The organism is Janthinobacterium sp. BHSEK, assembly GCF_056174685.1.
On the sequence record NZ_JBWBYV010000097.1, the window covers coordinates 19,379 to 31,594 of the forward strand.

General features: G+C 65.7%; 10 protein-coding genes. 3 read left to right on the forward strand and 7 right to left on the reverse strand.

All coding sequences use genetic code 11. From position 1 onward, the window contains the following. Position 1 precedes the first annotated feature (1 nt). The 6 genes from urtD to AC0V2Y_RS26320 all read right to left on the reverse strand — a co-directional run bounded on the left by urtD (position 2) and on the right by AC0V2Y_RS26320 (position 6,528). Positions 2-832, reverse strand: coding sequence for an urea ABC transporter ATP-binding protein UrtD (gene urtD / locus AC0V2Y_RS26295; protein ID WP_475415922.1), 831 nt, complete (start codon positions 830-832; stop codon positions 2-4). Then, positions 829-1,950, reverse strand: coding sequence for an urea ABC transporter permease subunit UrtC (urtC, locus tag AC0V2Y_RS26300; RefSeq protein WP_475415923.1), 1,122 nt, complete (start codon positions 1,948-1,950; stop codon positions 829-831). Before urtC ends, urtD begins: the two co-directional genes overlap by 4 nt. After that, positions 1,947-3,533, reverse strand: coding sequence for an urea ABC transporter permease subunit UrtB (urtB, locus tag AC0V2Y_RS26305; protein WP_475415924.1), 1,587 nt, complete (start codon positions 3,531-3,533; stop codon positions 1,947-1,949). Before urtB ends, urtC begins: the two co-directional genes overlap by 4 nt. A 137-nt stretch (positions 3,534-3,670) precedes the next feature. Then, positions 3,671-4,924, reverse strand: coding sequence for an urea ABC transporter substrate-binding protein (gene urtA / locus AC0V2Y_RS26310; RefSeq protein WP_475415925.1), 1,254 nt, complete (start codon positions 4,922-4,924; stop codon positions 3,671-3,673). 199 nt (positions 4,925-5,123) lie between these two features. Continuing rightward, positions 5,124-5,912 (reverse strand): DUF4349 domain-containing protein, encoded by a 789-nt coding sequence (locus tag AC0V2Y_RS26315; protein WP_475415926.1) that lies wholly within the window; start codon positions 5,910-5,912, stop codon positions 5,124-5,126. A gap of 16 nt (positions 5,913-5,928) precedes the next feature. After that, positions 5,929-6,528: a transglutaminase-like domain-containing protein gene (locus AC0V2Y_RS26320; RefSeq protein WP_475415927.1), complete on the reverse strand. Its 600-nt coding sequence runs from the start codon at positions 6,526-6,528 to the stop codon at positions 5,929-5,931. A 273-nt stretch (positions 6,529-6,801) separates the two neighbouring features. Here AC0V2Y_RS26320 and AC0V2Y_RS26325 point away from each other — a divergent pair, with 273 nt between their 5' ends. Genes AC0V2Y_RS26325 through AC0V2Y_RS26335 form a run of 3 tightly spaced genes read left to right on the forward strand, consistent with a single transcriptional unit; the run spans position 6,802 to position 12,025 of the window. Next, positions 6,802-7,389 (forward strand): DUF2760 domain-containing protein, encoded by a 588-nt coding sequence (locus AC0V2Y_RS26325; RefSeq protein WP_475415928.1) that lies wholly within the window; start codon positions 6,802-6,804, stop codon positions 7,387-7,389. Then, positions 7,386-9,257, forward strand: a complete 1,872-nt coding sequence (locus tag AC0V2Y_RS26330; RefSeq protein WP_475415929.1) for an Hsp70 family protein — start codon at positions 7,386-7,388, stop codon at positions 9,255-9,257. The genes AC0V2Y_RS26325 and AC0V2Y_RS26330 overlap by 4 nt, the downstream gene beginning before the upstream one ends. Before the next feature lie 2 nt (positions 9,258-9,259). Continuing rightward, positions 9,260-12,025, forward strand: a complete 2,766-nt coding sequence (locus tag AC0V2Y_RS26335) for an Hsp70 family protein (protein ID WP_475415930.1) — start codon at positions 9,260-9,262, stop codon at positions 12,023-12,025. A gap of 1 nt (position 12,026) precedes the next feature. Here AC0V2Y_RS26335 and AC0V2Y_RS26340 read toward each other — a convergent pair. Further along, on the reverse strand, positions 12,027-12,216 hold a 190-nt coding region (locus AC0V2Y_RS26340; RefSeq protein WP_475418389.1), incomplete at its 5' end, for a PEP-CTERM sorting domain-containing protein.

Below are 12,216 nucleotides of genomic sequence, written 5' to 3' on the forward strand. Positions count from 1 at the left end.
ATTACCTTCCCAGATAGACTTCGATGACGCGCTCGTCGGCCTGCACTTCGTCCATGCGGCCCTGCGCCAGCACGGCCCCTTCATGCAGCACGGTGACGATGCCTTGCTGGGCAATGTCCGTGACGAAACCCATGTCGTGCTCGACCACCATGATGGAATGTTTGCCGCGCAATTCATTGAGGAGCTCCGCCGTGCGCGCCGTTTCCGCGTCGGACATGCCGGCTACCGGTTCGTCCAGCAGGATCAGCTGCGGCTCCTGCATCAGCAGCATGCCGATTTCCAGCCACTGCTTTTGCCCGTGCGACAGCAAGCCGGCCGGCCGCGCCTCGTGGCCGTTCAGGCGTATCAGGCGCAAGACCGATTCGATCCTGCCCGCCTGCTCGGACGACAAGCGCGCAAACAGGGTGGGCGCCACGCGCTTGTCCATCTTCATCGCCAGTTCCAGGTTGTCGAACACCGTGTGCTGCTCGAACACGGTGGGGCGCTGGAACTTGCGGCCGATGCCCGCGTGGGCGATCTGCGCTTCCGTCATCGTCGCCAGATTCATGGTCTGACCGAACCAGGCCGTGCCGGACGTGGGCCGCGTCTTGCCCGTGATCACATCCATCATCGTCGTCTTGCCGGCCCCGTTAGGGCCGATGATGCAGCGCAACTCGCCCACGGAAATATCGAGGCTCAGCTTGTTGATGGCCTTGAAGCCGTCGAACGACACGCTGATGTCTTCCAGATACAGGATCGCGCCATGCGTCGTGTCGACGCCCTCGCCTTTTACGCGCGAATATGTCGGCCCCGCTTCCGCGCTGGCCATGCCGGGCAACATGCGGATACTCATGCGGCCTCCTCTGCCACGGCGGCGGTTTTCCTGGATTTGATCTTGCGCAATACACCGAGCATGCCCTGCTGCATGAACAGGGTGACGCCGATGAACAGCAAGCCCAGCGCGAACAGCCACAGTTCCGGCAAGGCGGCCGTGAACCAGCTTTTCAAGCCGTTGACGGTAAAAGCGCCCACAATCGGGCCGAGCAAGGTGCCGCGCCCGCCGACCGCCACCCACACGACCATCTCGATGGAGTTGGCGGGCGACATTTCGGACGGGTTGATGATGCCTACCTGCGGCACGTACAGGGCGCCGGCGATGCCGCACAGCACGGCCGACAGGGTCCAGACGAACAGCTTGAACCACAGCGGGTTGTAGCCGAGGAACATCAGCCGCGCCTCGCTGTCACGCACACCCTGCAGCACCCTGCCCAGCTTCGAGCGGACGATGGCGCGCGCGCCCACCAGCGCCGCCAGCAGGAAGGCCAGGGTCAGCAGGAACAGCACGGCCCGGGTGGCTGGCGCCGTGATGCTATGCCCTAATATCGTCTTGAAATCCGTGAAACCGTTGTTGCCGCCAAAGCCGGTGTCATTGCGGAAGAACAGGAGCATGAAGGCATACGTCATCGCTTGCGTGATGATGGAAAAATACACGCCCTTGATGCGCGAGCGAAACGCAAAATAGCCAAACACGAAGGCCAGCACGCCCGGCACCAGCACGACGAGGGCCATGCAATACCAGAAGTGCTCCGTGAAGGCCCAGTACCAGGGGTAAGTTTTCCAGTCGAGAAAGACCATGAAATCGGGCAAGTTGCTGTGGTACTGGCCCTGGTCGCCGATGGCCCGCATCAGATACATGCCGTGCGCATACGCGCCCAAGGCAAAGAACACGCCGTGGCCCAGCGACAAGATACCCGTGTAGCCCCAGACGAGGTCCAGCGCCAGCGCAGCCAGCGCGTAGCACATGAACTTGCCCACCAGCGCCACCGTGTAGGCGGACACGTGCAGCGCATGCCCTTCGGCAAACGCCAGATTAAAAATCGGCAACAGCGCCGCCAGCAGCGTAAATGCTGCGATGGCCAGCCAGACGGGCCGCGTGAACAGGCCCTGTTTGATCGGGTAAGAGGTAGTCATTCGATGCTGCGTCCCTTCATGGCAAACAGGCCCTGCGGCCGGCGCTGGATGAAAATGATGATGAATACCAGGATGGCGATCTTCGCCAGCACGGCGCCCGCCACCGGTTCGAGGAATTTATTGACTTCGCCCAGGCCCAGCGCGGCGATCACGGTGCCGGCCAGCTGGCCCACGCCGCCCAGCACCACCACCATGAAGGAGTCGACGATGTAGCTTTGGCCCAGGTCCGGCCCCACGTTGCCCAGTTGCGACAGAGCCACGCCGCCGAGCCCCGCGATGCCGGAACCGAGGCCGAAGGTCAGCATGTCGACCTTGCCCGTGGCCACGCCCACGCAATCGGCCATCCGGCGGTTTTGCGTGACGGCCCGCACGAACAGGCCCAGGCGCGTCTTGTTGAGGATCAGCCACACGGCCACGACGACGACGACGGCAAAGGCGATGATGACCAGCCGGTTGTATGGCAGCACGAGGCCGCCCAGTACCGTCACGCCGCCCGACATCCAGGCGGGATTGGCCACTTCCACGTTTTGCGCGCCGAAGATCGTGCGGACCAGCTGCATGAGGATCAGGCTGATGCCCCAGGTGGCCAGCAGGGTTTCCAGCGGCCGGCCGTACAGCCAGCGGATCACCGTGCGCTCCAGCGCCACGCCCACCAGGCCGGCAACGAGAAAGGCGGCCGGCAAGGCGGCCAGCAGATACGCATCCTGCATGCCGGGGAAATAGTTGCGGAAAAACAGCTGGCACAGATAGGTCGTGTAAGCGCCTATCATCAGCAATTCGCCATGCGCCATGTTGATGATGCCCATCAAGCCAAAGGTGATGGCCAGGCCCAGCGCGGCCAGCAGCAGCACGCTGCCCAGGGAAATGCCGTAAAACACATTGCCGGCGAATTCCATGCGTGCCACTCTGCCCTTGATCTGGCGCATGGTCTCGATGGCCGCCAGCTGCACGGCCTCATCCGGTTCAACGCCCGGCTCCAACATGGCTTGCAGCACGGGCAGCAGACGCGCATCGCTGCTGCCGGCCAGCGCCTGCACGGCGGCCTTGCGCGTGGCGGCATCGGGCGCATGCAGGTTGGCGCTGGCGATCAGCACCTGCAATATCTGCTGGATCTCGCCATCACTTTCCCGCGCCAGCGCGGTGCGGATCAGGGGGAGCTGTGCGGGGTCGACCGCCTTTTGCAAGGCTTGCGCGGCGGCCAGCCGCGTAGCCCGCTCCGGCGCCAGCAGCTGCAAGCCCGACAAGGCGCCCGCCACGGCCGCGCGCAAGCGGTTGTTGACCATCACGCCATCAATGCCTTCCGGCAGCGGCACGTTCTGGCCGATGACAGGGTCGTACGCCTGCTCGCCGTCGACGATGTACACCTTGCCGCCGGGGGCGGCATACAGGCTGTCGTCCTGCAAGGCGTGCAGCACACGGGCGGCCTCGGGCGTGGCCAGGGCGGCGATCCGCGCCACGGCGGCGACCCTGGCGTCGGGATCGTCGCCGGACAGCGGCTTGAGCAGATCGGGAGGGATGGCGGCCTGTGCCAGCGCGGATAGCAACAGGCAGGCGAGGACCAGCAGTTTGGGGAGAAGCTGCATGTGCATGGATTCCATGTAGTAAAGCCGTTGTCTTGACAGGTATCCTTCCCCCAAAGACAAGGACAGGGGTCAGACCCGCCGGGTCTGACCCCAGCTCTCTGCCTGGGGTTGCGGCAACGAATCGACGCGCAAGCTTTTTACAACTTCTGCTTGCCCTCATTGCCCTTGATATACGGGCTCCACGGCTGTGCGCGTATCGGTTCCTTGGTTTTCCACACGACATTGAATTGCCCATCGGCCTTGATCTCGCCGATCATCACGGGCTTGTGCAAGTGGTGGTTCGTTGCATCCATGGTCAGGGTGAAGCCCGATGGCGCCTTGACGCTCTGGCCCGCCATGGCGGCGATCACCTTGTCCGTGTCCGTCGATTTCGCCTTTTCCACGGCTTGCGCCCACATATGGATGCCGACATAGGTCGCTTCCATGGGGTCGTTCGTCACCACCGAACCGGCGTTCGGCAGCTTGTGCGCCACGGCATACGCCTTCCACTGCTTGATGAAGGTGGTATTTACCGGATTCTTGACGGATTCAAAGTAATTCCACGCCGCCAGATGACCGAGCAAGGGCTTGGTATCGATGCCGCGCAGCTCTTCCTCGCCCACGGAAAAAGCGACGACGGGCACGTCCGTGGCTTTCAGGCCCGCATTGCCCAGCTCCTTGTAGAACGGCACGTTCGAATCGCCATTGATGGTGGAAATGACGGCCGTCTTGCCGCCCGTGGAAAATTTCTTGATGTTGGCGACGATGGTTTGATAGTCGGCATGGCCGAACGGCGTGTAGACCTCGCTGATATCGCTATCCTTGACTCCCTTGCTTTTCAGGAAGGCCCGCAAAATCTTGTTGGTGGTGCGCGGATACACGTAATCCGTGCCCAGCAGCACGAAGCGCTTGGCCCCGCCGCCATCTGTGCTCATCAGGTATTCCACGGCGGGGATCGCCTGCTGGTTGGGCGCGGCGCCCGTATAAAACACATTCTTTTCCAGCTCCTCGCCCTCGTATTGCACGGGGTAAAACAGCAGGCTGTTGAGTTCCTTGAACACCGGCAAAACCGACTTGCGCGAGACGGACGTCCAGCAGCCGAACACCACGGCCACTTTATCCTGCGCCACCAGCTGGCGCGCTTTTTCCGCGAACAGGGGCCAGTTCGACGCGGGATCGACGACGACGGCTTCCAGCTTCTTGCCCAGCACGCCGCCCTTGGCATTGATCTCGGCGATCGTCATCAGCGCCACGTCCTTCAGCGACGTTTCGGAAATGGCCATGGTGCCCGACAGGGAGTGCAAGATGCCTACCTTGATCGTATCGGCGGCCAGGGCTGCCTGCATGCAGGTGGACGTGGCCAGGGCGAATGCGCCGGCGGCGGCCGCTTTCAGGATGATGCGTCGTGACATGGGGACTCCTGTGATGGGTTCGTGGGGTCGAGCTGGGTCTGCCATGTTGTTAAAGCAGAATGCATGCCAGCGCCAACAGGTATCCGCCATGGTGCACGCGGCTCTCGCCGCACGAAAAAAAACCTGGCCGCACAAGGACTGTGCAGCCAGGTTTCAAATTGCCGTAAAACGGTGCGCCGGAGGCTTTAATGCTTGCGCATCAATCCTTGCGCGGCGCTCCACGAAGACGGCGCCAGCCCTTGCGTCCCAGCGGGAACAGCAGCACGAAAGCCACCAGCCACGGCAGGATGTAAGCCATGGCCGTGATGGCGTTGGCCACGCCTTCCGACAGGTTTTCCGTGAAATTGCCCAGCGCGCGCTTGACAGGGCGCCAGAACGATTGCTTGCCGTCGGCGCTGATGGCCACGTTCAGCAAGTCCGTGTCGATGCGCTGCATCAACAGTGCATTGGCCGCCGTCGCCTGCTCCAGCTCCACCTGCACGGTGGCCAGTTCCTTGCTCACCTTGATCAGCGCATCGACATTCGTGCCCGAGCGCTTTTCCAGGTCTTGCAGCTGCGCCTGGTACTGCTTGAGCATTTCCAGGCGTTTCTTGCTGTCGAGCACGGGACGGCCCAGGTCTTCCACCTTGGTGCCCTGGCTGGTGACGTCGCCTTCGGCCGCGACCAGCGCGACGAGCTTTTTGATGCCGGCCGGCTTGGCGCGCACGCTGATGCGTGCGTGCACGTAGCGTCCGCCGTTGATGCTGGAATCGAGCAGCAGACAACCATTGTCCGTGTCAGCCTTGCAGGCGGCCACGACTTTTTCATACAGGAGCGGCACTTGCGCCTCGCTCGTATCGACGCTGACATTGTGTTCATAGGCAAGAAACTCGCTGCCCTTTTCCTTGCCGTCGAGACGCGCGGCGCTCGATTGCCCACCGCTCTCGCCCTTGCTGCCGCAACCGGCCAACAACATCAGGCCAAGCAGGCCAAGATACACTTTTTTCATGATTTCTTTCTTGAGATTATGTTTGCAGCGGCAACAATTCGATATCGGGCAAGTGCGCGGCCACATCCTGCACGGTCGCATGGCCGGTCAGCGAGGCGATCACCTGCGGCAGCGGTGCCGCCCAGATTTCCGGCAGATCGCGCTCTTCCGGCGCCAGCACGGGAAAGGCCAGCTGTTCCCGCGGCGGCGTGAAGGCGGCATCAACGCCAGGCTTGTTGCCGCGCGCATCGATGCGGTACCAGCCGAATTCCTGCAAGTAGACGGCGTTCAAGCCATGCAGGCAGAACGGCGGCCCCGCCTCGCCCACGGCCAGACGCTGATAGCACAGGCCAGCGGGGATGCCGTTGGCGCGCAGCAGCGCGGCCAGCAGATGGCTCTTCGCATAGCAATAGCCCGTGCCATGCTGCAACACATCGGACGCGCGGCAAGTGACGGGGTTGCGCTGGTAATCCCAGCTGTGGGCGATCTCGTCGCGCACGAAGGCAAAGCAGCGGGCCGCGATGGCGGCGTCGCCCACGGCGCCTGCCGCCAGCTCGGCCGCCTTGGCGCGCACAGCCGGATGCTCGCTGTCGATATACGTGCTGCTGGCCAGATTTGAGGAAAAGTCGGAAACCATGGCATCAATGTCTGGCAAAAAGATAATGTGCGATTCTAGTCGAAGACAGCCGAAATCGAGCGTTTCCTTGCGCAGGAACAAAGAAAATGCACGCCGCAGGCAGGCGGGAACGGGGGCGGCGACTTTGGCGCCGGCCCCGTAGCTGGTATCATGCGGGCAAACGCCAGCCGGCCCGACATGCACGACGGGCCGGCGCATGCACCACCCTGCGAAGCGGCCCCGCCATCCGGCGCGCCGCCGACGCCCCCCTACAGATCAGAGAAACGAGTTCCTATGAGCACACCATCGTCCCACCCATCGTTCTGGCGCCGCGTCCCGCTGGCCTTCGGCGCCTTCTTCAGCACCCTGTCGGACGCCGCCTATGCGGCCCGCGTGGAAAAGCTGTCCCTGCCCGAGGCCGCCCCTGTGGCGCCCGTGCCCCCTGCTCCGGCGCCCGCTCCCGTGCCGACGCCAGCCGCCGCCCCCGTCATATTAAAAGAGGCGACGCCGGACGCGGCCCTGCAACTGCTGGCCCTGCTGCAGCGCGAAGCGCGCCTGATCGACTTCACCCAGGAAAATCTGGGCAGCCATGCCGATGCCGACATCGGCGCGGCCGCCCGCGTCGTGCATGAAGGCTGCGCCAAGGTCATGCGCGAATATTTCACCATCGAGGCCGTGCGCCAGGAAGCCGAGGGCAGCCGCATCGTGCTGCAGGAAGGCTTTGATTCGGCCAGCGTGCGCCTGACGGGCAACGTGGTCGGTTCCGCACCATTCACGGGCACCCTCAGCCACCGCGGCTGGCGCGCCTCCAGCGTGCGCCTGCCGAAACTGAGCGAGCAGCACGACGCCGCCATCCTGGCACCGGCCGAGGTGGAACTGTGAACGACGCAACGAACAACACCCCGCGCTACGCCATCGGCATCGACCTGGGCACCACCCACAGCGCCCTGTCGTATGTGAACCTGGTCGAGAGCGACGGCGAAAAGTCCAGCCACGGCGTGCTGAAAGTACCGCAACTGTCGGCACCGGGCACGGTCGAGGAATTGCCGCTGCTGCCGTCCTTCGTCTACCTGCCGCACGCCGACGAAGTGGCGGCGGGCGACCTGGCCCTGCCCTGGGTCACCGAGGAAGCCGAAGCGCCGTTCGTCGTGGGCGAAATGGCCCGCAGCCGCGGCGCCACCACGCCGATCCGTCTGGTGTCGAGCGCGAAAAGCTGGCTGTGCCACCCGGGCGTGGACCGCCGCGCGGCCATCCTGCCGAACGACGCGCCGGCCGAAGTGGCGCGCATCTCGCCGATCACGGCCGCCACGCGCTACCTGACGCATTTGCGCCAGGCCTGGGACAACGCCCACCCGCAAGCGCCGTTCGCCGAGCAGGAAATCACGGTGACGATACCCGCCTCGTTCGACCCTGCCGCGCGCGAGCTGACGATGGAAGCGGCGCAGGCGGCCGGCTACGCCTCATTGACCCTGCTGGAAGAGCCGCAGGCGGCGCTGTACAGCTGGATACAGACCAGCGAAGGCCGCTGGCGCAAGGAAGTCAAGCCGGGCGACATCATCCTGGTCGTCGACGTGGGCGGCGGCACCAGCGACTTTTCGCTGATCGCCGTGCTGGAGCGCGACGGCGTGCTGGAACCGCACCGCGTGGCAGTCGGCGAACACATCCTGCTCGGCGGCGACAATATGGACCTGGCCCTGGCCCACCTGGTGGCACGCAAGCTGGCCGCCAACAGCACCCAGCTCGACGCCTGGCAGATGCGCGCGCTTACTTATGGCTGCCGCAGCGCCAAGGAAAGCCTGCTGGCCGACAGCGGTCTCGACATGGCACCCATCGTCGTGCCCAGCCGCGGCTCCAAGCTGATCGGCGGCTCCATCCGCACGGAACTGACGCGCGCGGAAGTGTCCACCTTCATTCTCGACGGCTTCTTCCCGCAGGTGGAAGCGTCGAGCCGCCCTGCCGTGCGTACGCGCGCCGGCCTGACGCAACTGGGCTTGCCGTATGCGCAGGACGCGGCCATCACGCGCCACCTGGCCGCCTTCCTGGGCCGGCAAGTGGCGGCGACCAGCGAACTGGAAGGCTTCGCGGGCCGCCAGGCGGAAGGCGCCAGCTTCCTGCACCCGACGGCCGTGCTGTTCAACGGCGGCGTCTTCAAGTCCGACCTGCTGGTGCAGCGCATCATGAGCACCGTCAACGACTGGCTGTACATGGAAGGCGCGGAACCGGCGCGCATGCTGGCCGGGGCCGACCTGGACCTGGCCGTCGCGCGCGGCGCCGCCTACTACAGCTACGTGCGGCGCGGCCATGGCGTGCGCATCCGCGGCGGCACGGCCAGCGCCTTTTATGTCGCCATCGAATCGGCCATGCCCGCCATCCCTGGCATGGAGCCGCCGATCCAGGCCCTGTGCGTGGCGCCGTTCGGCATGGAAGAAGGCAGCGAGCTGGAACTGCCGGGCCAGCAATTCGGCCTCGTCGTGGGCGAACCCGTGCACTTCCGCTTCTTCGCCTCGTCCACGCGCCGCAACGACCAGATCGGCGATTTGCTCGACTTCTGGGGCCCCGATGAATTGCAGGAATTGAGCGAGATCCAGGCGACGCTGTCCGCCGAAGGCCGCCAGGCCGGCGACGTCGTGCAAGTCAAACTGCACGCCAGAGTGACGGAAGCGGGTACCCTGGAACTGCTGGCCGTTTCCCCTGACGGCGCCGAGCGCTGGAAGGTGGAATTCGACGTGCGCGGCACGCCGCAGCAATAAGCATGCGCGGCGCCGTGGGCAAGCCGGCCTATCTGGTCGGCATCGACCTGGGCACCACCAATACGGTGGTGGCGTATGCGGCGGCTGGCGATGCGCAGGCAGGAATCAACCTGTTCGCCATCGAGCAGCTGGTCGCACCCGGCGAAGTGGGCGCACGCCCCCTGCTGCCCTCCTTGCGCTACCACCCCGCCGCCGGCGAACTGGCGGCGGGCGACTTGCAGCTGCCGTGGCTGCAGCAAGACGTTGAGCATGCCGTGCTGGGCGCGTTCGCGCGCCAGCTCGGCGCCCAGGTGCCGGGCCGGCTCGTTTCCAGCGCGAAGAGCTGGCTGTCGCATGCGAACGTGGACCGCCAGGCGCCCATTTTGCCGTGGGGCGCCGATGCCGACGTGGCCAAGGTGTCGCCCGTGGCAGCCAGCGCCAGCTACCTTGCCTACGTGCGCGCCGCGTGGAATCACCGCTTCCCCGACGCGCCCCTCGAAGAGCAGGAACTGGTGCTGACCATCCCCGCCTCGTTCGACGAGGGTGCGCGCGCACTCACCCTGGAAGCGGCGCGCATGGCGGGCTTGTCCGCGCTGCGGCTGGTGGAAGAACCGCAGGCGGCCTTTTATGACTACCTGCAGCGCCGGCGCGCCACCCTGCGCGCAGACCTGGCCGACACGCGCCGCATTTTGGTCTGCGACGTGGGCGGCGGCACCACCGATTTCAGCCTGATCGACGTCGCCTTCGACGACGATGGCGCACCGCAGCTCACGCGCAGCAGCGTGGGCAACCACCTGATCCTTGGCGGCGACAATATGGACCTGGCGCTGGCCCACCTGGTGGAAACGCGCATGGCGGCAGGCAGCGAAAGCGGCATGAAGCTGTCCGCCGCGCGCTTGTCGCAGCTGATGGAACGCTGCCGCGCGGCCAAGGAACTGCTGCTGTCGAACGACGCGCCCGACAGCGTCACCGTGACCCTGCTGGGCGCGGGTTCGCGTTTGATCGGCGGCAGCCGTTCGGCCGACGTCACGCGCGAGGAAGTGGCGGCCATGGTGGTCGACGGCTTCTTCCCGAAAGTTGGGCAAAACGATACGGCGAAAAAAGGCCGTGCCGGCATCGTCGAATTCGGCCTGCCGTATGCGCAGGACGCGGCCATCACACGCCACCTGGCCAGCTTCTTGCACCAGCATGCCGGCGCACTGCCCGATACCCTGCTGCTGAATGGCGGCGTGTTCCGCGCCGACGCGCTGGCGCGCCGCCTGGCCGAGACCCTGGAACACTGGCGGGGTCAGCCCCTCACCATCCTGCATAACGATAACCCCGACGTGGCCGTGGCCCGTGGCGCCGTCGCCTACGCGCTGGCCCGACGCGGCCAGGCGCCGCGCATCGGCGGCGGCTCGCCGCGCAGCTATTTCCTCGTGCTGGGCGAGGCGGGCAAGGATCACCGCGCCGTCTGCATCCTGCCACGCGGCAGCGCCAGCGGCGAGGAAATCCGCCTGACGCAGCGTCTGTTCGCGCTGCGCCTGGGCCGGCCCGTGCGCTTCCACCTGGCCTCGTCCATCGCGGAAACGGGCACGCCGCCCAAGCTGGGCGACATCGTCGACCTGGGCGCGGGCGAGTACCTGCGCCTGCCGCCGCTGGCCAGCGTGCTGCACGCCAGCGACGGCAATGACAAGCGCGAAATCGCGGTGCAGCTGGCCACCGTGATGACGGAAGTGGGCACCCTGGAAGTGCATTGCGTGGCCGAAGCCGATGCCAGCGACCGCTGGCTGCTGGAATTCCAGTTGCGGGGAGAAGAGGAAACGCCGGCCGAAACGTCCAGCGTGCCGCCACGCGTGAAGGAAGCCGTCGAGAAGATCGAGCGCATCTTCGGCGGCAAGGCGCAAAAGGTCGAAACCAAGGAAGTGCGCCAGCTGCGCCAGCATCTGGAACGGGGACTGGGCGGGCGCGAGAGCTGGGAGACGCCCTTGCTGCGCCAGCTGTTCGACGCCCTCCTGCTGCGCGCGCGTGGCCGGCGCCGCTCCGCCGAGCATGAACGGGTGTGGCTGAACCTGGCCGGCTACTGTTTGCGGCCCGGCTACGGCGATGCGCTCGATCCGTGGCGCATCGAGCAGCTGTGGGCCATGTTCGACGCGGGCGTCCAGCATCACAAGGACAACCAGGTGTGCGCCGAATGGTGGACCCTGTGGCGCCGCGTAGCCGGCGGCTTGAGCGTGGAGCAGCAACTGCGCCTGCTCGACGATTTCGCCTTCAACCTGCAAGCCGACGCGGCCCAGCGCGGCAGCCGGCCCGTCACCCTCGTCAATGGCAGCGACGACGACATGCTGCGCCTGGGCGCCTCGCTCGAGCGCATTCCCGGCGCCTACAAGGCGGAAGTGGGCGCCTGGCTGCTGAAACGCCTGCAAAAGGCCGGCAAGAAGGAGGAAGCGGCGGACACGAACACCCTGTGGGCACTGGCCAGGGTCGGCGCGCGCCAGCCCTTCCACGGCAGCGCGCACGAAGTGGTCGACAGCGCCACCGTGGCCGACTGGCTGCACGTGCTGCTGGCGCTGGACTGGAAAAAGACGGAACCGGCGGCGTTTGCCGCCACCCACCTGGCGCGCATGACGGGCGACCGCTCGCGCGACATCGGCGACGACTTGCGCGCCACCATCCTCGCCCGCCTGAAAGCCGTCGGCGCCCCGCCCCTGTGGCAGGCCACGGTCAGCGAAGTGACGCAACTGGACGAAGCGAATACCAAGCGCATGCTGGGCGAGGCGCTGCCGCCGGGCTTGAAGCTGATCAGCTGAATCAGGCTGGCGCGCCGCTGCGCGCCCCACGGCGACGGCGCAAGCCGGCTGTGCCGCACAGGGCCAGGCCGGCCAGTAGCATCGCGTAGGTGCCGGGTTCCGGTACGGGCGACGTGAAAATGGTCAGGGTCGGATTGACGAAGCGGTAACTCGTATAGGCAGGAAGGCTCGCGTCAAAGCTGTAGTCAGGG

What these genes read in the sequence shown, in the direction of transcription:
- urtD (WP_475415922.1), bottom strand. Translation starts at nt 832, where the DNA reads ATGAGTATCCGCATGTTGCCCGGCATGGCCAGCGCGGAAGCGGGGCCG.
- urtC (WP_475415923.1), bottom strand. Translation starts at nt 1,950, where the DNA reads ATGACTACCTCTTACCCGATCAAACAGGGCCTGTTCACGCGGCCCGTC.
- urtB (WP_475415924.1), bottom strand. Translation starts at nt 3,533, where the DNA reads ATGCAGCTTCTCCCCAAACTGCTGGTCCTCGCCTGCCTGTTGCTATCC.
- urtA (WP_475415925.1), bottom strand. Translation starts at nt 4,924, where the DNA reads ATGTCACGACGCATCATCCTGAAAGCGGCCGCCGCCGGCGCATTCGCC.
- AC0V2Y_RS26315 (WP_475415926.1), bottom strand. Translation starts at nt 5,912, where the DNA reads ATGAAAAAAGTGTATCTTGGCCTGCTTGGCCTGATGTTGTTGGCCGGT.
- AC0V2Y_RS26320 (WP_475415927.1), bottom strand. Translation starts at nt 6,528, where the DNA reads ATGGTTTCCGACTTTTCCTCAAATCTGGCCAGCAGCACGTATATCGAC.
- AC0V2Y_RS26325 (WP_475415928.1), top strand. Translation starts at nt 6,802, where the DNA reads ATGAGCACACCATCGTCCCACCCATCGTTCTGGCGCCGCGTCCCGCTG.
- AC0V2Y_RS26335 (WP_475415930.1), top strand. Translation starts at nt 9,260, where the DNA reads ATGCGCGGCGCCGTGGGCAAGCCGGCCTATCTGGTCGGCATCGACCTG.